This window comes from Cyanobium sp. Copco_Reservoir_LC18 (assembly GCF_009834675.1).
In the GTDB taxonomy this organism is placed as follows: Bacteria; Cyanobacteriota; Cyanobacteriia; order PCC-6307; family Cyanobiaceae; genus Cyanobium; species Cyanobium minutissimum.
In genome coordinates, this window is the sequence record NZ_ASAC01000012.1 from 265398 (window position 1) to 285564 (window position 20167).

Consider the following 20167-nt stretch of genomic DNA (forward strand, 5'->3'; position numbering starts at 1 on the left):
CTGTTGTCCTCCCCCGCGAGCGTCGATGTCAGCGCGGCCGCATCGTCGGCGCCCCTGCTGCTGGAGGCCGGCGGCAGCCTGCGGGGGACCGTGACCGTGCCCGGCGACAAGTCGATCTCCCACCGCTCGCTCCTGTTCGGGGCCATCGCCGAGGGCACCACCCGCGTCGAGGGTCTGCTGCCCGCCGAGGACCCCCTAAGCACCGCCGCCTGCCTGCGGGCCATGGGCGTCACCGTTTCGCCGATCGCGGACGGCCAGGTGGTGACCGTCGAGGGGGTGGGCCTCGATGGGCTGCTCGAGCCCGCCGACGTGCTCGACTGCGGCAACTCCGGCACCACCATGCGGCTGATGCTGGGGTTGCTGGCTGGACGTGCCGGGCGCCACTTCGTGCTGACGGGCGATGCCTCCCTGCGCAGCCGCCCGATGCGCCGGGTGGGGGCCCCCCTGGCCCAGATGGGTGCCCGGATCCAGGGGCGCGAGGAGGGCAACCTGGCCCCCCTGGCGGTGCTGGGGCAGACCCTGCACGGCAGTGTCATCGGCACGCCGGTGGCCTCGGCCCAGGTCAAGAGCGCCCTGCTGCTGGCCGCCCTGACGGCGAACGGGCCCACCACCGTGATCGAACCGGCCCCCACCCGCGACCACAGCGAGCGGATGCTGCGGGCCTTCGGCGCCGACCTGGAGGTGGATGGCGACGAGGGCCGGTTCATCACCGTGCGGCCCGGGCCCGCCCTGGTGGGCCAGACCGTGGTGGTGCCCGGCGACATCAGCTCCGCCGCCTTCTGGCTGGTGGCGGCGGCGATCACCCCGGGGGCCGAGCTCACGGTCGGGAACGTGGGGCTCAACCCCAGCCGCACGGGCATTCTCGATGTGCTGGCCGCGATGGGCGCCCGGATCACGGTGCTCAACAGCCGCGACGTGGCCGGTGAGCCGGTGGGGGATCTGCACGTCCAGCACGGCCCGCTGCGGGCCTTCCGCATCGAGGAACCGATGATCCCCCGCCTGGTGGACGAGATCCCCGTGCTGGCGGTGGCGGCCTGCTGCGCCGAAGGGGTGAGCCGCATCAGCGGCGCGGCGGAGCTGCGGGTCAAGGAGACCGACCGCCTGGCGGTGATGGCCCGCCAGCTGACGGCCATGGGGGCCCGGCTCGTGGAGCACGCCGATGGCCTCAGCATCGAGGGCCCCACCCAGCTTTACGGGGCGGAGGTGGACAGCGAGACGGATCACCGGGTGGCGATGAGCCTGGCGGTGGCCTCCCTGGTGGCCCGGGGCGACACCCGCCTGGGCCGGCCGGAGGCGGCCGCCGTCTCCTACCCCGGTTTCTGGGAGGATCTGGCGCGGCTGCGTGCCTGAACGCTCAGCCCATCGTCCCGTCGGCGGCAGCGGCGCCAGGCTGGAACCCCGGCTCACCCGCGACGGCAGCTACAGCCTCTGGAGCGCCCATTTCGGGGAGAGCTTCCACAGCGCCGAAGGCGCCCTGCGGGAGGCCCGCCAGGTGTTCATGGGTCCCGCCGAGCTGGAGCGTTTCACCCCTGGCCACAGCCTCACCGTGGTGGAGGTGGCCGTGGGTACGGGCACCAACACGGCGACGCTGCTGGAGGCGGTGGAGCGGCAGGGGTTGCGGCTGCAGTGGTGGGGCTTGGAGCTGGACCCCGCCCCGCTGGCGATGGCCCTCGCCGACGAACGCTTCCGGGCCCAGTGGAGCCCATCGGTGCTGGAGCGGCTGGCGGAGCTCGGACGCAGCGATCGGCTGCTGTGGGGGGATGGCCGCAGTCGCCTGCGGGAGCTGGTGGGGCCGTTGGCGGGGCGTTGCGATCTGATCCTCCTCGATGCCTTCTCGCCACGGCGCTGCCCGGAGCTCTGGAGTCTGGAGGTCCTGGGTGCACTGGCCCGGCTGCTGGCCCCCGGCGGGCGGCTGCTCACCTACAGCTCGGCCGCGGCGGTGCGCCGTGGTCTGGAGACGGTGGGCCTCCGGCTCGCCGCGGTGCCGCTGCCGGCGATGGCCCGACCCGAGCCCGACAGCAGGCAGGTCTGGAGTGCCGGCACCGTCGCCAGCCCCACGGCCTTGCCCCCCACGGACAGGCTGAGGCCACTCAGCCCGATGGAGCGCGAGCACATGGCCAGCCGGGCCGGGGAGCCCTACCGGGATCCCAGCGGCCGTGCGAGCGCGGCGGAGATCCTGGCCTCCCGGGCCCGCGCCCAGGCCGGCAGCGGGGCCGAACCCACCAGCGCCTGGCAACGCCGCTGGGGGATCGAACGGCGGCGAGGGGTGAACGGATGCAGCCCGGGCCCGGCGGGGGGCCACCCAGGCCGGGGGGCACGGCCGTGAAGGGGCCGCCTCCGTCGATCGCCCAACCGATGGGGCCAGGGATCGCCCCGGTGGGTGACCTGGGGTTCAGGCGGACTCAGCGGGCTTTGATGCGGTTCCGGAGTTTGCGGCTGTAGCCGAAGGCCGCGGCGGCACCCAGGAGCGGGACCGGCCCTGGCACCTCCGGTACGGCCGGATTGGAGTCGGAGGGCACGGCATAGGCATAGGTGAAGGAATCAAATCTGATGACATCAAACAGTTGAGCGTCCGGGCCTGAACCTTGCTCGATGGTGGCATTGCGCGAAACATTACCAATTTCAGAAGCAGCAAAGAGGGGGCCTATCGAGCCTTCGTAGTTCGGATAGCCAAAGAACGTCGAAACCGCGGTTGCGAACTGTTCAGCGATCGTGGAATCACGAAACGTGCCACTCCACCAGGGCATGGACTTGAGATCGATCCCACGGATCCCACCACCGCCGAACTCACCGGTCACCGTGTTGATGATCCAGCCGTTTCCCGTGGTGCTGTCCGTGATTCTGCATCCGTCGGCTGCATCAGCGCTGACAGGAAGGCAGGCGCTCAGGTCCAGGGCATGGGCCTCCGGCATGGCCACCCATGGCGCGGCAACGGCACCGGCGGCGAGGGCCCAGGGCACGGCCAACCGGCGAAGCACCTGCGCGGAACGGCCCGGGGAAGCGGGCCATGGAGCCGGGGCCACCCCGGGGGTGGCGGCTCCTGAAGGGGGATGGGTCCGATTCTTCACTTGAGACCAAGGTGTTTTTCAGATTTTATCCATCCCTGGAGCCGGCGAGGCACCCCGGAGATGGACAGAACCCTCCGCCGTGAGCTGCGGTGCAGGGACGCCATGGATCCCCAGCCTGCCTCTGCAACCCCGGCAGCAGAGAGGGGGCCATGGCCTGGGTGGATCCCTCCGTGATGGGCCACCGCCGGTGGCGCCACCGCTGGCGGTGGACGCGCCCGTGGTGCCGATGCCTGGGAGGTAAGGAAAGCACCGGTAGATTCCGACCCAGTCCTTTCTTCCTCGCCCATGCTCGCCGTTGCCGTCCTGGCCGCCGGGAAAGGGACCCGCATGAAGAGTGCCCTGCCGAAGGTGCTCCAGCCCCTGGCCGGCGCGACCCTGGTGGAACGGGTGCTGGGCAGTTGTCAGCGGCTCGCCCCCGACCGCCAGCTGCTGGTGGTGGGCCACCAGGCCGACCGGGTGGAGCGCACCCTCGCCGGCGTCGAGGGCCTGGAGTTCGTGCTGCAGCAGCCCCAGAACGGCACCGGCCATGCGGTGCAGCAGCTGCTCGGGCCGCTGCAGGGCTTCGAAGGCGAGCTGCTGGTGCTCAACGGCGACGTCCCGCTGCTGCGCCCGGAGACCCTGGAAGCGCTGCTGGCCACCCACCGCGACAGCGGCGCCGCCGTGACCCTGCTCACCGCCCGGCTGGCGGACCCCAGCGGCTACGGCCGGGTCTTCGCCGACGGAGCGGGCCAGGTGAGCGAAATCGTGGAACACCGCGACTGCACGGGCGATCAGCTCACCAACACCCTCACCAATGCGGGGATCTATTGCTTCGACTGGCAGCGCCTGGCCGCCGTGCTGCCCAGCCTGAGCACCGACAACGACCAGGGTGAGCTGTACCTCACCGACACCGTGGCCCTGCTGCGGCCGGCCATGCACCTGGAGGTGGGCGACCCGGACGAGGTGGCCGGCATCAACGACCGCCAGCAGCTGGCCCACTGCGAGGCGGTGCTGCAGGACCGGCTGCGCCGCCACTGGATGGCGGAGGGGGTGAGCTTCACCGATCCGGCCAGCTGCACCCTGAGCGAGCACACCCGCTTCGGCCGCGACGTGCTGGTGGAACCCCAGTGCCACTTCCGCGGCGCCAGCAGCATCGGCGACGGCTGCCGCATCGGGCCGGGCTGCCTGATCGAGAACAGCCAGCTGGGCGCCGGGGTGGAGGTGATCCATTCGGTGCTGCGGGACAGCCGCGTCGAGGATGGCTGCGCGATCGGCCCCTTCGCCCAGCTGCGGGCCGGCACCCACCTGGCCGCCGGCTGCCGCATCGGCAATTTCGTGGAAGTCAAGAACAGCCGGCTGGGGGAGGGCTGCAAGGCCAACCACCTCAGCTACCTGGGCGACGCCGACCTCGGTGCCGATGTGAACATCGGGGCAGGAACGATCACCGCCAACTTCGATGGGGTGCGCAAGCACCGCACCGTGATCGGTGGCGGCAGCAAGACCGGGGCCAATTCGGTGCTGGTGGCGCCGATCACCCTCGGGGCGGGGGTGACGGTGGGGGCGGGCTCCACCCTCACCAGGGACGTGCCCGCCGGGGCCCTGGCCCTGGGCCGGGCCCGCCAGCTGGTGAAGGAGAACTGGACCCCTCTGGCACCGCGCCAGCAGCAGCAGGTGGCGGGCTGAATCCAGATATTCAGGCCTAATCTTGGCCCTGAAATCACCTCGAAGCCATGGCCGTCAACCCCGTCATCTGGTTCGAGATCTACGTCGACGACATGGCCCGGGCCCGGGCCTTCTATGAGGCCGTGTTCCAGCTGACCCTGGAGCCCCTGCCCGATGCCGGCATGGAGTACCTCACCTTCCCGATGGACAACGGCACGGTGGGGGCCGGTGGGGCCCTGGCGAAGATGGAGGGCATGGCCCCGGGCGGTGGCGGCTCCCTGATCTATTTCCACTGCGACGACTGCGCCGTCGAGGAGGGCCGGGTGGCGGCCGCCGGCGGCACGGTGATCAAGCCGAAGATGTCGATCGGCGCCTACGGCTTCATGAGCCTGGTGCTCGACACCGAGGGCAACACCATCGGGCTCCACTCCCAGGCGTGAGCCTCAGCCACCCCGGCGCCAGGTGTGGAAGCGCTCCAGCAGGGCCAGGGTGCGCTGGGGGGCGTGGGCACGCTTCCAGCTCCCGGCCACGTACTTGTTGGCTTCGGCCAGGGTGGGATAGGCGTGCATCGTGCCCAGCACCTTGCCCAGACCCAGGTTCCAGCGCATCGCCAGCACGAATTCGGCCAGCAGCTCCCCGGCCTGCTCGGCCACGATCGTCACCCCCAGGATCCGGTCCTTTCCCGGCACGGTGAGCACCTTGACGAAACCGGTCTCGGCCGATTCGACGATGGCCCGATCCAGCTCGGCCAGGGGAAACCGGGTGACCTCGAAGGCCACCCCCCGGGCGATGGCCTCGGTTTCGTTCAGCCCCACCCGGGCCACCTCCGGGTCGGTGAAGGTGGTGCGCGGGATGACGCGGCCGTCGACGGCGAAGCGGACCGGATCGAACAGCCCATTGACGGCCGCATACCAGGCCTGGTGGGCCGCCGTGTGGGTGAACTGCCAGGGGCCGGCGGCGTCGCCGGCGGCATGGATGTTGGGGTAGAGGGTCTGGAGATAGGCGTCGGTGTCGATGGTGCGCCCGGTGGGGATGCCCAGGGCCTCGAGGCCGTGGCCCTCCAGCCGGGCCTGGCGCCCCACGGCGCAGAGCAGCTCGTCGGCCTCGACCAGGAGGGTGGCGCCGCCCACCAGCACCTCCACCTGCACACCCCCTGAGGCGGCGGGCCCCACCCGCTCCACCCGGCAGCCGGTGTGCACCCGCACCCCGTCCCGCTCCAGCACCTCGCGCAGCAGCGCCCCCACCTCGGGATCCTCCCGGGGCAGCAGGCGGTCGTTGCGCTGCAGCAGGGTGACCGGCAGGCCCAGCTGGGCCAGGGCCTGGGCCAGTTCGCAGCCGATCGGCCCGCCCCCCAGCACCACCAGGCCGGGCCTTGGGGAGGGGTGCTCGGCCAGGGCGTCCCAGAGGGTCTCGCTGGTGAGCACCCGCACGCTGTCGATGCCGGGCAGCTCAGGGATCACCGGCGCGGCGCCGGTGGCCAGCACGATGGCGCGGGCCGTGAGCACGGTCTCAGTGCCGTCGGCGGCGGTGATCGCCACCGCCCAGGGGCTGAGCAGGCGCGCCTGGCCGAGACGCACGTCCACCCCGAGGGCGGCGTAGCGCTCGACGCTGTCGTGGGGGGCGACGGCGGCCACTTTCTGGCGCACCCGCTCCAGCACCCGCTGCAGCTCCACCCGCGGCTCCTGGGGGGTCAGGCCATAGCGGTCGGCATGGCGCAGGCGGGCGGCGAGGCGGGCACTGCTGATCAGGGCCTTGCTGGGCACGCAGCCGGTGTTGAGGCAGTCGCCGCCCATGCGGTGCCGCTCCACCAGGGTGACCTTCGCCCGCACGGTGGCGGCGATGTAGGCCGTGACCAGGCCGGCCGCCCCGGCACCGATCACGATCAGGTTGCGATCGAAGTGGCGGGGGCGGGGCCAGGGGCGGTAGAGGCGCCAGAGGCGCCAGCGGGCCAGCAGCAGCTTCACGATCCAGGGCAGCAGACCCAGCAGGGCGAAGGAGGCCAGCAGGGCGGGCGAAAGGAGGCCGCTGAGGCTGGTGAGCTGGCCCAGCTGGGTGCCGGCATTCACGTACACGAGGGTGGCCGGCAGCATGCCCAGCTGGGAGACGAGGGCGAAGGGGAGCAGGGGCATGGGGGTGAGTCCCATCAGCAGGTTGACGAGCACGAAGGGCACCACCGGCACCAGCCGCAGGCTGAGCAGGTAGGGGACGCCGTCGCGGCGGACGCCCGCCTCGATCGGCCCCAGGCGCTGGCCGAAGCGGCGCCGCACCGGCTCCCGCAGCAGGGTGCGGGCCAGCAGGCAGGCCGCCGTGGCCCCCAGGGTGGAGCCGATCGAGACCAGCACCGTGCCCTGCAGCAGGCCGAAGATGGCGCCCCCCGCCAGGGTGAGCACGGTGGCGCCGGGCAGGGACAGGCCCGTCACCAGCACATAGACGGCCACGAAGGCGGCGGCGCTGACCAGCGGTGACCCCTGCCGCCAGGCCAGCAGTTGCTCGCGGGAGGCCTGCAGGGCGGCGAGATCCAGCCGCTGCTGCCAGCCCTGGCCGAAGAACAGGCCCACCCCGGCCAGCAGCAGGGCGAGGACGAGGAGGCGCCGCAGGGGAACGCCGGCGCGGGCTCCGCCGGCCGGAGGGTCTTGGGGGGATGTCATGGCAGGGACGGCTCGACGGGGACCGGCGGTGGTGTCTGGACCAGCGGAGCTGCAGCGGCCAGGATCGCGGCACGGTCACCGTTGGTGGGCGGCACGATGCGCACCCCATTGATCAGCCGCTTGGTGCGTTTGGCGGCCTCCCCGGAGGCGACGACCCGGCGCTCCCAGCCTTCGGTGTAGAGGGCCCCCCAGGTGCCCAGATCGAGGATGGTGGTGTACCAGTCGATCCGCAGCGGCAGCAACGGCTGGCCCAGCAGATCGCAGACCGCGTTATGGCCGGCGAAGCGGCCCATGGGACGGCTGTGCTGGCAGGACATGACCGACGGGAGGCCCCCGTCCAGCTCCAGGCGGGCACTGTCACCGGCGGCGAACACCGAGCGGAGCCCCTCGACCCTCAGACAGGCGTCGACCGCCAGGCGGCCGAGGGCATCGGTGGCCACCCCGCAGCCGGCGGCGAGCGGACTGGCCCGCATGCCGGCGCACCAGATCACGGTGCGGGTGGCGATGACCTCGCCGGAATCGAAGCGGATCGCCGAGCCATCGAAGCTCTCCACCCGCACACCGAGGCGCAGCTCCACCTTGAGGGCCGCCAGCGCCTGCTCGATCACCGGCCGTGCCGCTTCCCCCATGGCGGAACCGACCTGCCGGTGGTGGTCCACCAGCACAACCCGCACAGGCTGGGACAGGCCGGCGCGCTCCTGAACGGCCCGCAGCCGGGCGGGGAGTTCACAGGCCGCCTCGATCCCGGTGAGGCCGGCCCCCACCACCACGACCGTGAACCGGCCCTCGCCATCGGGACCCTCCGCCAGGTCCTCCAGGTGCGACGCCAGCCTGGAGGCCCCCCCGTAGGTGTCGACGTCGAAGCCGTGGGCGTCCAGGCCGGGGAGCGGCGGCCGCACCAGCTGGCTGCCCAGGGCGAAGACCAACCGGTCGTAGGCAAGGGTCTGGGTTCCGGCGACCGTGTCGACGGTGACGGCGCCGGCGGCCGGATCGATGGAGCCGACCTCCCCCACCAGCCAGCGGACCCCGGCAGGCCCCAGCACCACCTCCAGGGGAACCCTGAGCGGAGACAGGTCAGCCTCGTAGTTGCGCACGCGGAGGCCATGGAAGGCATCACGGTTGACCAGCAGCACCTCGACGGCGTCAGGGCCGAGGCCGAGCTGATCCAGCTGGCGGGCGGCGGCCAGGGCACTCCAGAGCCCGGCAAAGCCGCCGCCGAGCACCAGGATCCGCTGGGCTCCGATCACGTCACTCCGGCAAGGGTCGCAGGCTTCACCGGGAGCGGATCATCCGGAACTCAGGCTATCGAGGGCCCGGCCCTTGGCCGTGACCCTCGCCGGAGGATGACCGTCCGGGCGACGGGGCGGCCAGGGGTGGCCGATCCATGGAAACACCGGAAGAAAGGACTGAACAGGGAAGGGAATGGGCCCTGAAGTCATGCCGGGTCAAGATATCGCTTTTGAGGGAGATGTCAGGGTCTGATTTGTAGCTTCATGGATGCTGACTCGATGCTTAGGGTGTGGAGATCCGACGGAGAAGGCCACGATGTTGACGACAGGCTTTCGCGTCGCGGTGCAGCATTGACGTCAGCTTCGGCGCCGTTTCTCCAGTGGAAGACACCGGCAACGGCGCTCCGGATGACGGTTCGGGGCGCCAGCTGGGTGCCGTGCTGTTCGAGCGCTCCGGCATCAAGGCTCCCTCCGGTCTGCGGCGGCGCCTGAACGCGGAAACGGCCGGGCTGCGCCGAACCACCACCGGCCCGTGGTGATGAGCGACGGCGGCCGCCTCAGTCCGATTCCCTCCGAGGGCAGGGCGATGGGGATCACCGTGCCCAGCGCCGCCGGTGACCTGACCTTGGCCCTGGCCCCCGGCCAGGTGCAGACCATCCGCTCCCTGTCGGAAGCCTGCGCCCACCAGGGCCCCGGGGTGCGACCCGTTCAGGACTTCAGGGCGGCGCGGCAGATGCGGTGCGCCGCTTCCCGCCCCCCGTACAGGTTGCGGGCCGCCGGTCCCAGCTGCAGGGCGGACAGTCCCCCCATGACGTGCACCCGGGTGCCGGGCCAGCGCAGGTCGCTGGTGAGCACGGGCCAGTCCTCGATCAGCGCCAGGGGTCGCTGCTGCTGCAGCTGGCGCAGCAGGGGGTGGTGGCTCACCCCCAGGCTGTGGCCGGTGGCCAGCCAGAGGCGGTCGGCCCGATGCTCGCTGCCATCGCTGCAGTGCAGCTGCCACTGGCCCTGGCGCCACCGGGCCGAGGCGATCTGGCACCCCTCGTTCAGCTGCAGCACTCCAGCGGCCTGCGCCTGCTGCAGCCGGCTGGCCAGCTCGGGGGTGATGGAGCCGCCATCGCGGGCCGCCAGAACCTGCTGGCGGCGACGGTGCCAGCAGGGTTCCGCCCGGAAGTCCTTGAGGTAGCGGGGACCCAGCCAGCCCGGGTCGGCATCGAAGGCTTTGCAGCGCAGCCCCCGCCGGCAGAACAGGCTGACCCGGGCGCCCCGCCGGATGGCCCCCAGGGCCAGGTGGGCGCTGGTCAGGCCGCCGCCGACGATCACCAGATGCTGCCCCGCCAGACCCCGGCAGGCGCCGAGGTCGAGGCTCTGGCTGTGCTGCAGGGCCTCCGCCGGGTAGGGGTCCTTGATGGCCCGGACCCAGGCCGGCAGCACCGGTGCCCCGGTCCCTGTGGCGATGACCAGCCGCTGGGGCGCCAGCACGGACCCATCGCTGAGATCCAGCTCGAAGGCGTTGTCCCCGGCGGGAGCGAGCCGGATCCGCTCGACCGCCACGGCCTGCACCCGGTCGGCCAGCTGGAACTCGGCGACGACGCTGCGGCAGAAGTCGTTGAACAGCTCCGTGCGGGGGAGGCCGTAGGGACCCTGAAGCTCCGCCCCGCGCTGACGTTCCTGGGCAAAACGGCGCAGGGCGTGGGGATTGGGATGGGGATGGTGGGGGGAAGGGGAGCGCAGGCACGGAATCTCGTAGCGGCGCATCTGGGTGTTCCAGCGCTCCAACCAGGTGCCACTGGGGTCAAGCACCCGCAGCCTCCGGCGCCACTGGGGCCGCTTCTGCAGCAGCAGGCAGCAGAGGGTGAGGGCCTGGGGGCCCGAGCCGGCCACCACCAGCTCAGCCATGGCGGTCGCGGGCGGGCCGCGGCAACGGAGCCAGGGTCCCCAGCGGGGAGGTCAGACCGTGACGGGAGATGGCGGGATGGACCGGAATGACAACCATTCTCACATCCTTGGTCCGCCTGGCCCCGCCCGCCAGGGTGGACAGCGACGGATTCAGTGACCGACGCGACAGCCCCGGTCCGAGCGCACTGCCAAGAATGAGAATGACTTTCATTCTTGGCTTCATGGGCAGCACCGGCAGCGTCAGCGCCTGGGAGGAAGCCCTCCTCGTGGCGATGATCCAGTACCCCGTTCCCGTGATCAAAGGCCCCGCGGACATCCAGACCCAGGTGGATCAGATCTGCCAGGCGGTCGCCACCACCAAGGCCGGCTACCCCGATCTCGATCTGGTGGTGTTCCCGGAGTACTCCACCCAGGGACTCAACACCGCCATCTGGACCTACGACGAGATGCTGCTGCGCATCGACTCCCCTGAAATCGACCGCTTCCGCAAGGCCTGCCGGGACAACGACGTCTGGGGGGTCTTCTCCCTGATGGAGCAGAACGACGACCCCAGCCTGCCGCCCTTCAACACGGCCATCATCATCAGTTCCCAGGGCGAGATTGCCCTCCACTACAGAAAACTGCAGCCCTGGGTGCCGATCGAACCCTGGTCGCCGGGGAATTACGGCATGCCGGTCTGCGAGGGCCCCAAGGGTTCCAGGCTGGCGGTCTGCATCTGCCATGACGGCATGTTCCCCGAACTGGCCCGGGAGGCCGCCTACAAGGGGGCCAATGTCTACATCCGCATCTCGGGTTACTCCACCCAGGTCAATGACCAGTGGATCTGGACCAACCGCACCAACGCCTGGCAGAACCTGATGTACACCATCTCGGTCAACCTGGCCGGGTATGACGGCGTCTTCTACTACTTCGGCGAAGGCACCGTCTGCAATTACGACGGCAACGTCCTGCAGCAGGGCCACCGAAACCCGTGGGAGATCGTCACCGCCGAGCTGTTCCCCCGCCTGGTGGACAAGGCGCGGGAAAACTGGGCGCTGGAGAACAACATCTTCAACCTGGGCTGCCGCGCCTATGTGGGCAAACCCGGTGGGGAGAAGGAGAACTACCTCACCTGGGTCAGGGATCTGGCCAACGGCTGCTACAAGCTCCCCTGGGACGAGAAGATCAGGATCCGGGATGGCTGGAAGTACTACCCCGACGGCGTCAAGCTGGGCCCCATCAGCCAGGCCGGACTGCCCGGCTGAAGCGGCCCCGGTCGGCCCCTCAGGCCCCCGCCGCCACCAGCCCCGAGTGGCGGATCAGGGCCTCCGGGCTGGGGGGCCGGCCCCGGAAGGTCTCGAACACCTCACCGGGGTGGCGGCTGCCGCCGAGGCTGAGCACCGTCTCGCGGAAGCGGCGGCCGGTGGCCTGGATCGCCGCCTCGTTCTCCAGGCCCACCTCCTCGAAGGCGCTGAAGGCGTCGGCGCTGAGCACCTCGGCCCACTTGTAGGAGTAGTAACCGGCGGAATAGCCGCCGGAGAAGATGTGGCCGAAGGAGCAGAGGAAGGCGTCCTCCTCGATCGGCTCCAGCACCGTGGTGGTGAGGGCGATCTCCCGGCGCAGCTGCTCCGGTGTCCGGCCGCACTCCGGCGTCCACTGGCTGTGGAGCCGCAGGTCGGTGAGGGCGAAGTGCACCTGACGCAGGGTGGCGGCCCCGCCCATGAAAGTGCGGGCGGCCTGGAGCTTGGCGAACTCCGCCTCCGGCAGCGGTTCGCCGCTCTGCCAGTGGCGGGCCATGCCCATCAGGGTGGCGTGGTCGTAGCACCAGTTCTCCATGAACTGGCTGGGCAGTTCCACCGCATCCCACTCCACGTTGTTGATGCCGGCCGCCTGGGGCCGCTCCACCGTGGTGAGCATGTGCTGGAGACCATGGCCGAACTCGTGGAAGAGGGTCTCCACCTCCTCGAAGGTCATCAGGCTGGGGGTGTCCCCGACCGGCGGACTCTGGTTGCACACCAGGTAGGCCACGGGCAGCACGGGCTGCCCCGAGGCGTCCACCGAGCGCACCAGGCATTCGTCCATCCAGGCGCCGCCGCGCTTGCTGCCGGGACGGCTGTAGGGGTCGAGGTAGAAGGCGGCCAGGGGCTCGCCGCTGCCGGCGTCCTCGACGCGGAAGAACCGCACGTCCGGATGCCAGACGGGCGCCTCGCCATCGGCCGGGCGGATGCGGATGCCGAACAGGCGGTCGCAGAGACCGAACAGCCCCTCCAGCACCCGGGGCAGGGGGAACCAGGGCCGCAGGGCCTCGCTGTCGAGATCGAACGCCTCCTGGCGCCGCACCTCCGCCCAGAAGCTCACATCCCAGGGCTTGAGGTCGTCCGCTTCGGCCGCCCCTTCCCGGGCGGCGCAGGCCCGCAGCTCCTCCAGCTCCCGCAGGGCCACCGGATGGGCGGCGGCCCGCAGATCCTCCAGCAGGGCCTCCACCTCATCCACCGAACCGGCCATCTTCGCCGCCAGGCTCACCTCGGCCCAGGAGCCGTAGCCCAGCCGCCGGGCCTGCTCCCGGCGCAGGGTCAGGATCCGCTCGATCGCCGGCCAGTTGCCGTCGGTCTCTCCTGAGGCCCGGCTCACGTGGGCCTTGTAGGCGATCTCCCGCAGGTCGCGGCGACGGCTGTATTTCAGGAACGGGCCGAAGCGGGGCATGTCGAGCCCCAGCAGCCAGGGGCCCTCCGCGGTCGTGGCCGCGCCATCGCCGGCATCACGGGCGGCCTGGGCCAGCTGATCCTTGAGGCTCTCGGGCAACCCCTCCACCTCGGCCGGATCGGTGAGCCGCAGGGTCCAGGCGCTGGTGGCATCGAGCACCCGGTTGCCGAAGGTGGTGGCGAGTTCGGCCAGTTCCTGGCTGGCGGCGTTGAAGGCCTCCTGGACCTCCCCCTCCAGGCCCACGCCCCGCAGTTCCATGTCGCGCCGTTCCGCCGTCAGGATCCGCTCCTGGGTGGCGTCGAGTCCGCCCTGGGCCTGCAGGCTGCGCAGCGCCTCGAACAGCACCCGGCTCTGGCCGGCCCGGTTACCGAAGGCCACCACCGCCGCCTGCTGGCTGGCATGGGCCTCCCGCAGTTCCGGGCTGTTGCAGACGCCATTGAGGTGGCTCACCACCCCCCAGCTCCAGCGCAGCCGCTCCCCCAGCCGCTGCAGGGGGTCCATCACCTCCGCCCAGTCCAGGGTCCGGCCTTCCGCCGCCGCCGCCGCCAGATCGGCCTCGAGCCGATCCAGCTCCGCCTGGAGGGTGCTCAGCAGCGCCGGGATGTGGGTCACCACCTGGTCGGGGGTGATGGCCTCGAAGCGGGGCAGGCCCTCGCCGGCCAGCAGGGCGGGGGGGCTCTGGAGGGTGGTGGTCATCGCCGGGAGGCCGCTTCGATGGAAGCCCCCATTTCAGCCCACCCCGGCGCCGGGCGGCGGGTCAGCCGAGGGCGGCCATCCGACCCAGGGCCACGGCCCCGGTGCTGGCCAGCTCGGCGGCCAGACCGTTGGTGCTGGCTTCATAGAGATCGATCGCCACCCGCGGCCAGAAGCCGATCACCAGGGTGGGCACCAGCAGGGTGAGGCCGATCAGCAGCTCCCGGGGCTTCATGTCGCCCACCACCGCCAGGGCCGGAATCCGGGGACCGAAGAACACCCGCCGGCACAGGGAGAGCAGGTACACCGGGGTGAGCACCAGGCCGATGGCCGCCAGCACGATCGTGATCACCCGGAAACCGACGGTGAAGCCGTCGTAGGAGGTGACCCCGAGGAACACGGTGATCTCGCTGATGAAACCGCTCATCCCCGGCAGGGCCAGGGAGGCCAGGGAGCTGGCCAGGAAAAAGGCGAAGGTGATCGGCAGCACCTTGGCCAGGCCTCCCATGTTGGGGATCGAGAGGGTTTCGGTGCGCTCGTAGAAGACGCCGGTGACGAAGAACATCGCCGCGGCGATCAGCCCGTGGCTGATCATCTGCAGCATGGCGCCGCTCATGCCCAGGGCATCGACGGCACCGATGCCCAGCAGCACGAAGCCCATGTGGCTCACCGAACTGCAGGCGATGCGGCGCTTGACGTTGTCCTGGGCGAAGGCGTTGAGGGCCCCGTAGACGATGTTGATGATGCCCAGAACGATCAGGGCCGGAGCCAGCCGCAGATGCACCTCCGGCAGCATCTGGACGTTGAAGCGCAGCAGGGCGTAACCGCCCATCTTGAGCAGCACCCCCGCCAGCAGCATCGACACCGGCGCATTGGCCTCGCCGTGGGCATCGGGAAGCCAGGTGTGCAGCGGGAACATCGGCAGCTTGACCCCGAAGCCCACCAGGAAGCCCAGGTAACAGAGCAGGCCGAAGGTGCCGCCGGGGGAGCGGGCCGCCAGCTCGCTGAGGTTGAGGGTGAAGCTGTCGCCGGAGAGGGCGAGGGCCAGGCCGCTGATCAGGATCAGGAGCGAGGCCGTGGCGGTGTAGAGGATGAACTTGGTGGCGGCGTACTGGCGCTGCTTGCCACCCCAGATGGCGATCAGCAGGTAGACCGGCACCAGCTCCAGTTCCCAGGCCAGGAAGAACAGCAGGAAGTCCTGGGAGAGAAACACCAGGCTCTGGGCCGTGGCCTGCACCAGCAGCAGGGCGAAGTAGAGACGGGTCTTGAGGCGGATGTTCCAGCTGGCCGCCACCGACAGCAGGGTGACCAGGCCGCTGAGCACCACCAGGGGGGCGGAGAGTCCGTCGGCGGCCAGCGACCATTCCAGGCCCAGGGCCGGCACCCAGGCCACCCGCTCCACCAGCTGCAGACCGCCGAGGCCGGCATCGAAGTGGCGGGCAAAGACCCAGAGGATCAGGGCCAGATCCACCCCGAGCACCCCCAGGGCCAGGGTGCGGGGGAGGCGGGGGTCGCTGCCGTCACCGGGCAGCAGGGGCATCACCAGGGCGGCGGTGGCGGGCAGCAGCACGATCAGGCTGAGCCACGGAAAACCCGCTTCGGTGACACCGGAAGCAAGGGAGGAGGACGCGAGCGAAAGAGGCAGGCTGGCGTCCATCACTGTGGGGTGCTCCAGGCAGGAAGTATGACGGGAGACGCTGCCGCGTCGGGACGGGGCCCCCGGGCGTCAGAGCCTATCAACTGAGTAGTTCTACTCACCAAGCACGGCCTGTGGGCGGCTTCCCTCCGGCAGGGGGGCCCAGGTGCTGCCGCCCTCCTGGAGTCCGAGCACGGCGCTGTGGCTGCTCACCCCTTCCGCCAGCCAGGCCTGGGTCATCCCCTCCCCCACCGCCGCCGCCCGGCTCTCGGGGGCGAGGGCCAGCAGGCTGGGGCCGGCGCCGCTGATCACGCAGCCCCAGGCCCCGGCCCCCATGGCGGCCTCCCGCACGGCCCTCCCCCCCTGGATCAGTCCCCAGCGGTAGGGCTCGTGGATGCGGTCGTGCATGCCGTCGGCGATCAGATCACCGTTGCCCGTGCGCAGCCCCTGCAGCAGCAGGGTGAGGGCCCCCAGATTCATCACGGCATCGCTGATCGGGATGCTGCGCGGCATGGCCCGGCGCGCCTCGCTCGTGCTCAGCCGGATGGTGGGGATCGCCACCACGGCCTTCACGGCCGGGTTCCACTCGCAGCGCACCACCCGCCAGCGGTGGGAGGCGGCCCGGGCCGTCAGGCACAACCCGCCCAGCAGGGAGGGGACCACGTTGTCGGGATGGCCCTCGATGTCGATGGCCAGCTCCAGCAGCTTCTCGCGGCTGAGGGGCTCGCCCACCAGGGCATTGGCGCCGAGCAGCCCCGCCACGATGGCGGTGGCGCTGCTGCCCAGACCCCGGGCCGGGGGCACGGCCAGCTGCACCCGCGCCTCCAGGGCCACCGCCTCCACCCCCACCTCGCGCCAGACCCGCTGGGCCGAGCGGTAGACGAGGTTGTCGGGGCCACCGCGCAGATGGGCCCCCTCGGGGCCCTCGATGATCAGCTCGAACCGCTCACCACCCCCCTCGATCACCCGCAGCTCGAAGCGGTTGCCGAGATCCAGGGCGGCGCCGAGGCAATCGAAACCCGGGCCGATGTTGGCGGTGGTGGCGGGAACCGCCACCACCACCCCCTGGCCGATCTGGGGCCGGACCATAAATGACCTGTCGTTGGGCTCAGTGTTGCAGCCGGACCCTGGGGGGCGTGCCGGACTCAGCCCAGCAGCATCCGGGCCCGGCAGGCGGCACTGAAGGTGCCGACGCCCGGATCCACCACGGCGGTGATGGGCATCGGCTCCAGGGTGGAACGCAGCCGGCCCTTGTTCAGAAACGGTTCCAGGAAGGCTTCGGAGCGCAGGCTGGCCAGCAGCTTGGCGGCCGTGCCCCCCGCCAGCCACAGACCGCCGCGGCTCAGGCAGGCCAGGGCGAGATCCCCGCAGACACTGCCATAGGCCCCGAGCCAGAGCGCCAGGGCCTCGGCCGCCAGGGGATCACCGGCGGACGCGGCGAGGGCCACCGCCGCTGGCAGGTCGGCCCGGTCCGGCCCGTCGGCGGCCTCGCACCAGAGCCGGGCGGGGCCGCTGAGGGGATGGTCACCGCCGGGGTGGCGCCGTTCGAGCAGCCAGCGGGCCACGTGGCCCAGGCCGGTGCCGCTCACCACCCGCTCGATCGAGATCCGCTCCAGGGCCAGATCGGCCCTGAGCCACTGCTTCAGTTCCCATTCGGCCGCGGTACGGGGGGCGAACTCCCCGTGGGCCGCTTCGCTGGGGAGGGCCCGCAGGCCCCCGGCGGTGGGCAGACCCATGGCCACCCCCAGGCCGGTGCCGGCCCCCAGCACCAGCAACGGGGCCTGTGGATCCCGCTGGCCCTCCCGCACGGGGGCCGTCTGGTCGGCATCGAGATGGGGCAGGCCGTAGATCAGCACGGCGAAATCGTTGACCAGCTCCACCTGGGGCAGGCCGCAGCCACGGGCCAGGCCTTCGGTGTCGAGCACCCAGGGGAGATTGGTGAGCCGGGCCTGGCCCCCCTCCACCGGGCCCGCCACGGCGAAGCAGGCGGCCGCCGGCACGCCGCCCGCCACCGGCCCGGCGGCAGCCAGAAACTGGCGCACCATGGGGGCCAGGTCCGGCCAGTCCGCCGAGACGAACCGCTCCTCCAGCACCAGCTCGGGCCGCTCCCCGCCCGGCCGCCAGAGGCTGAGCAGGGTCTTGGTGCCGCCGATGTCGCCCGCCAGCAGGAGGCTCATGCCAGGTCCAGGGTGGCCAGCCGGCCGCCGTTGGCGGCGGCGGCGGCGGCCACCAGGGCATCGGCGGTCACGCTGCCGAGATCCCCCTGGCGGCGGCTGCGCAGGCTGACCGTGCGGGTTTCGGCCTCCCGGGCACCGATCACCCCCAGCACCGGGATCTTCATCTGCTCGCCGTTGCGGATCAGCTTGCCGAGCCGGTCGCCGCTGTGGTCGATGCCGGCGCGGATACCGGCGGCCGCCAGCAGCCCCCGGAGTTCTTCGGCCCAGGGGAGGGCCTCATCGGTGACGGGCAGCAGCCGCACCTGCTCGGGGGCGAGCCAGAAGGGGAAATCACCGGCGTAGTTCTCCACCATCACGCCGAAGAAGCGCTCCAGGGAGCCGAAGATGGCGCGGTGGATCATGATCGGCCGGCAGCGGCTGCCGTCGGCCGCCACGTAGTGGAGGTCGAAGCGTTCCGGCAGGTTGAAATCCAGCTGGATCGTGGAGCACTGCCACATCCGGCCGATGGCGTCCTCGATCTTGAGGTCGATCTTCGGGCCGTAGAAGGCGCCGCCCCCCTCATCCAGCTTGTAGGCCCAGCCCTTGCGCTCCAGGGCCTCCACCAGGCCGGCGGTGGCCAGCTCCCACACCGCGTCCTCGCCGATCGACTTCTCCGGACGGGTGGAGAGGTTGATCTCGTAGCTGCGGAAATCGAAGGTGGAGAGGATGCGTTCGGTGAGGTTCAGCACCCGCAGGATCTCATCGGAGATCTGCTCCGGCAGGCAGAACACATGGGCGTCGTCCTGGGTGAAGCCCCGCACCCGCATCAGCCCGTGCATCACCCCGGGCCGCTCGTAGCGGTACACGGTGCCGAGTTCGGCCCAGCGGATCGGCAGCTCCCGGTAGGAGCGCAGCCGGCTGGCGAAGGTGAGCACGTGGAACGGGCAGTTCATCGGCTTGAGCTGGTACTGCCGCTCGTCCACCGCCATCGGGCCGAACATGCTCTCGCTGTAGAAGTCGAGGTGGCCCGAGGTCTTCCAGAGGCTGAGGTCGGCCACATGGGGGGTGTAGAGGAGCTCGTAGCCGTCCTCGAAGTGGGCCGCGCGCCAGAAGTCCTCGATCAGCAGCCGCATGCGGGCGCCGCGGGGGTGCCAGAACACCAGGCCGGCGCCGGCCTCCTCCTCGATCGAGAAGAGATCCAGATCGGTGCCGAGCCGGCGGTGGTCGCGGCGCAGGGCCTCCTGCTTGCGCCGCTGGTATTCGGCCAGCTGCTCGGGAGTCTCCCAGGCGGTGCCGTAGATGCGCTGCAGCTGGGCACGCTTCTCATCACCGCGCCAGTAGGCCCCGGCCACGCTTTCCAGGGCGAAGGCCTTGGGGTGGAGCTCGCCGGTGTGGGCCACGTGGGGGCCGGCGCAGAGGTCCCACCACTGGTCGCCCAGGGTGTAGAGGGTGATCGGCTCGCTGAGCCCCTCCAGGATCTCCAGCTTGTAGGGCTCGTTCTGGGCCCGGATCCGCCGCTCCGCCTCCTCGCGGCTCACTTCGATGCGCTCCAGGGGCAACCGGCGGGCAATGATCCTGCCCATCTCCTTCTGGATCGCCTTGAGATCCGCCTCGGTGAAGGGGTCCGGGTTGTCGAAGTCGTAGTAGAAACCGTTCTCGGTCCAGGGGCCGATGGTGACCTGCGCCCGGGGGAAGAGCTTCTGCACCGCCATGGCGAGCACGTGGCTCATCGAGTGGCGGATCCGCAGCAGCTGGGGGCTCTCGCTCGTCTTCGGCAGCGCGATGGGGGCCCCATCGGAGGGGGCGGCGCCGGGGGCGGCCGGACTGGAGGCCGGTGGTACCGGCGAAGGGGGCGCGGACGTCATGGAGGCAACCTGTTGAAGGCATGGTATCCAGGCCCACCGATGGCCCCCCGGGCGGCGGCGGCCCCGAAGGCCGGTGCCGCCGTCCAGCGGCCCTAAGTTGGAGGGGCTGAGCACCGTGATGGCCGCCCGACCCACGCCAGGACCCGTCCAGAGCGCCGCGCAGCGACCAGCCCCCGCCGGCCCGGAGGGGGCGGGGCTGTACCGGTCGGCCGAGCGGCGCAGCGTCGCCCTCAGCTACCTGCTGTGGTGCACGTGCCTGGTGGGGCTGTGCGGCCTGCCGCGCTTCTACAACCGCAAGCCCCTGAGCGGCACCCTCTGGCTGCTCACCTTCGGACTCTGCGGCATCGGCCAGCTGCTGGATCTGGTGCTGCTGCCCGACATGGTGCGCCAGGCCAACCAGTCGCTGCTGCTGGAGGAGGCGCTGGCGGGCCGGGACACGGCGGCCTATCCGCCGATCGAGCGCCAGCTGCTCCAGCTCGCCCGCCGCACCGGCAAGGGCGGCTTCACCCTCAACGACGCCCTGCTGGAGCTCCAGCTGCCCCCCCAGGCCAACAGCAGCGTGGTGAGCGGCGAGATCGAGCGGCTGCTGCTCAACCACCTGCTCGACGTCGGCAACGACGAACGGGGCCGGGTGGTCTACCGGGAACCGTGAG

16 protein-coding genes are annotated in these 20167 nt (G+C 71.2%); 7 read left to right on the plus strand and 9 right to left on the minus strand.

The genetic code is table 11. The features are described 5' to 3' along the window. The first annotated feature begins 54 nt into the window (after window positions 1-54). Both aroA and L107_RS06695 read left to right on the plus strand, forming a co-directional pair. Entirely contained in the window at window positions 55-1350 is a 1296-nt protein-coding gene (gene aroA, locus L107_RS06690) for a 3-phosphoshikimate 1-carboxyvinyltransferase (protein ID WP_159817482.1), read from the plus strand. Further along, on the plus strand, window positions 1343-2326 hold the full coding sequence (locus L107_RS06695; RefSeq protein ID WP_159817235.1) for a tRNA (5-methylaminomethyl-2-thiouridine)(34)-methyltransferase MnmD: 984 nt from the start codon (window positions 1343-1345) through the stop codon (window positions 2324-2326). The genes aroA and L107_RS06695 overlap by 8 nt, the downstream gene beginning before the upstream one ends. 76 nt (window positions 2327-2402) lie before the next feature. On the opposite strand, the gene L107_RS06700 is transcribed toward L107_RS06695, so the two are convergent. Beyond that, on the minus strand, window positions 2403-2966 hold the full coding sequence (locus L107_RS06700) for a hypothetical protein (protein ID WP_236550541.1): 564 nt from the start codon (window positions 2964-2966) through the stop codon (window positions 2403-2405). Window positions 2967-3353: 387 nt separating this feature from the next. Here L107_RS06700 and glmU point away from each other — a divergent pair, with 387 nt between their 5' ends. Together glmU and L107_RS06710 are read left to right on the plus strand one after the other, a co-directional pair. Next, window positions 3354-4730, plus strand: a complete 1377-nt coding sequence (gene glmU / locus L107_RS06705) for a bifunctional UDP-N-acetylglucosamine diphosphorylase/glucosamine-1-phosphate N-acetyltransferase GlmU (protein WP_159817239.1) — start codon at window positions 3354-3356, stop codon at window positions 4728-4730. A gap of 47 nt (window positions 4731-4777) precedes the next feature. After that, window positions 4778-5149 (plus strand): VOC family protein, encoded by a 372-nt coding sequence (locus L107_RS06710; protein WP_159817241.1) that lies wholly within the window; start codon window positions 4778-4780, stop codon window positions 5147-5149. A gap of 3 nt (window positions 5150-5152) precedes the next feature. Here L107_RS06710 and L107_RS06715 read toward each other — a convergent pair whose 3' ends face one another. Both L107_RS06715 and L107_RS06720 read right to left on the minus strand, forming a co-directional pair. Beyond that, entirely contained in the window at window positions 5153-7357 is a 2205-nt protein-coding gene (locus L107_RS06715) for an FAD-dependent oxidoreductase (RefSeq protein ID WP_201295823.1), read from the minus strand. Further along, window positions 7354-8604 carry an NAD(P)/FAD-dependent oxidoreductase gene (locus L107_RS06720; protein WP_236550542.1) on the minus strand — a complete coding sequence of 417 codons (1251 nt, stop codon included), beginning with the start codon at window positions 8602-8604 and terminating at the stop codon, window positions 7354-7356. The genes L107_RS06715 and L107_RS06720 overlap by 4 nt, the downstream gene beginning before the upstream one ends. Window positions 8605-8966: 362 nt before the next feature. On the opposite strand from L107_RS06720, the gene L107_RS06725 reads away from it, so the two are divergent. Further along, window positions 8967-9125: a hypothetical protein gene (locus L107_RS06725; protein ID WP_159817243.1), complete on the plus strand. Its 159-nt coding sequence runs from the start codon at window positions 8967-8969 to the stop codon at window positions 9123-9125. 169 nt (window positions 9126-9294) lie between these two features. Here L107_RS06725 and L107_RS06730 read toward each other — a convergent pair whose 3' ends face one another. After that, a complete protein-coding gene (locus L107_RS06730; RefSeq protein WP_159817245.1) occupies window positions 9295-10482 on the minus strand; it encodes an FAD/NAD(P)-binding protein in 1188 nt (395 codons plus the stop codon). A gap of 200 nt (window positions 10483-10682) precedes the next feature. Between L107_RS06730 and L107_RS06735 the strand changes: the two genes are divergently transcribed. Further along, on the plus strand, window positions 10683-11726 hold the full coding sequence (locus L107_RS06735) for a formamidase (RefSeq protein ID WP_236550543.1): 1044 nt from the start codon (window positions 10683-10685) through the stop codon (window positions 11724-11726). 19 nt (window positions 11727-11745) lie between these two features. Here L107_RS06735 and L107_RS06740 read toward each other — a convergent pair whose 3' ends face one another. From L107_RS06740 to thrS, 5 genes are all read right to left on the minus strand, one after another. Next, window positions 11746-13860, minus strand: coding sequence for a M3 family metallopeptidase (locus L107_RS06740; protein WP_159817247.1), 2115 nt, complete (start codon window positions 13858-13860; stop codon window positions 11746-11748). A gap of 61 nt (window positions 13861-13921) precedes the next feature. Then, window positions 13922-15514 (minus strand): NAD(P)H-quinone oxidoreductase subunit 4, encoded by a 1593-nt coding sequence (locus L107_RS06745; RefSeq protein ID WP_159817249.1) that lies wholly within the window; start codon window positions 15512-15514, stop codon window positions 13922-13924. 93 nt (window positions 15515-15607) lie between these two features. After that, complete coding sequence (gene thrB, locus L107_RS06750; RefSeq protein WP_159817251.1) at window positions 15608-16582, minus strand: homoserine kinase; 975 nt, start codon at window positions 16580-16582, stop codon at window positions 15608-15610. A gap of 56 nt (window positions 16583-16638) precedes the next feature. Further along, entirely contained in the window at window positions 16639-17670 is a 1032-nt protein-coding gene (locus tag L107_RS06755; protein WP_159817253.1) for a glucokinase, read from the minus strand. Continuing rightward, complete coding sequence (gene thrS, locus L107_RS06760) at window positions 17667-19514, minus strand: threonine--tRNA ligase (RefSeq protein ID WP_159817255.1); 1848 nt, start codon at window positions 19512-19514, stop codon at window positions 17667-17669. Before thrS ends, L107_RS06755 begins: the two co-directional genes overlap by 4 nt. Window positions 19515-19632: 118 nt before the next feature. Between thrS and L107_RS06765 the strand changes: the two genes are divergently transcribed. Next, the gene (locus L107_RS06765) at window positions 19633-20166 is read left to right on the plus strand and encodes a TM2 domain-containing protein (protein WP_236550544.1); all 534 of its coding nucleotides are present in this window, start codon (window positions 19633-19635) and stop codon (window positions 20164-20166) included. Window position 20167 lies beyond the last annotated feature (1 nt).

What these genes read in the sequence shown, in the direction of transcription:
- glmU (WP_159817239.1), top strand. Translation starts at nt 3,354, where the DNA reads ATGCTCGCCGTTGCCGTCCTGGCCGCCGGGAAAGGGACCCGCATGAAG.
- L107_RS06710 (WP_159817241.1), top strand. Translation starts at nt 4,778, where the DNA reads ATGGCCGTCAACCCCGTCATCTGGTTCGAGATCTACGTCGACGACATG.
- L107_RS06715 (WP_201295823.1), bottom strand. Translation starts at nt 7,357, where the DNA reads ATGACATCCCCCCAAGACCCTCCGGCCGGCGGAGCCCGCGCCGGCGTT.
- L107_RS06730 (WP_159817245.1), bottom strand. Translation starts at nt 10,482, where the DNA reads ATGGCTGAGCTGGTGGTGGCCGGCTCGGGCCCCCAGGCCCTCACCCTC.
- L107_RS06735 (WP_236550543.1), top strand. Translation starts at nt 10,683, where the DNA reads ATGACTTTCATTCTTGGCTTCATGGGCAGCACCGGCAGCGTCAGCGCC.
- L107_RS06740 (WP_159817247.1), bottom strand. Translation starts at nt 13,860, where the DNA reads ATGACCACCACCCTCCAGAGCCCCCCCGCCCTGCTGGCCGGCGAGGGC.
- L107_RS06745 (WP_159817249.1), bottom strand. Translation starts at nt 15,514, where the DNA reads ATGGACGCCAGCCTGCCTCTTTCGCTCGCGTCCTCCTCCCTTGCTTCC.
- thrB (WP_159817251.1), bottom strand. Translation starts at nt 16,582, where the DNA reads ATGGTCCGGCCCCAGATCGGCCAGGGGGTGGTGGTGGCGGTTCCCGCC.
- L107_RS06755 (WP_159817253.1), bottom strand. Translation starts at nt 17,670, where the DNA reads ATGAGCCTCCTGCTGGCGGGCGACATCGGCGGCACCAAGACCCTGCTC.
- thrS (WP_159817255.1), bottom strand. Translation starts at nt 19,514, where the DNA reads ATGACGTCCGCGCCCCCTTCGCCGGTACCACCGGCCTCCAGTCCGGCC.
- L107_RS06765 (WP_236550544.1), top strand. Translation starts at nt 19,633, where the DNA reads ATGGCCGCCCGACCCACGCCAGGACCCGTCCAGAGCGCCGCGCAGCGA.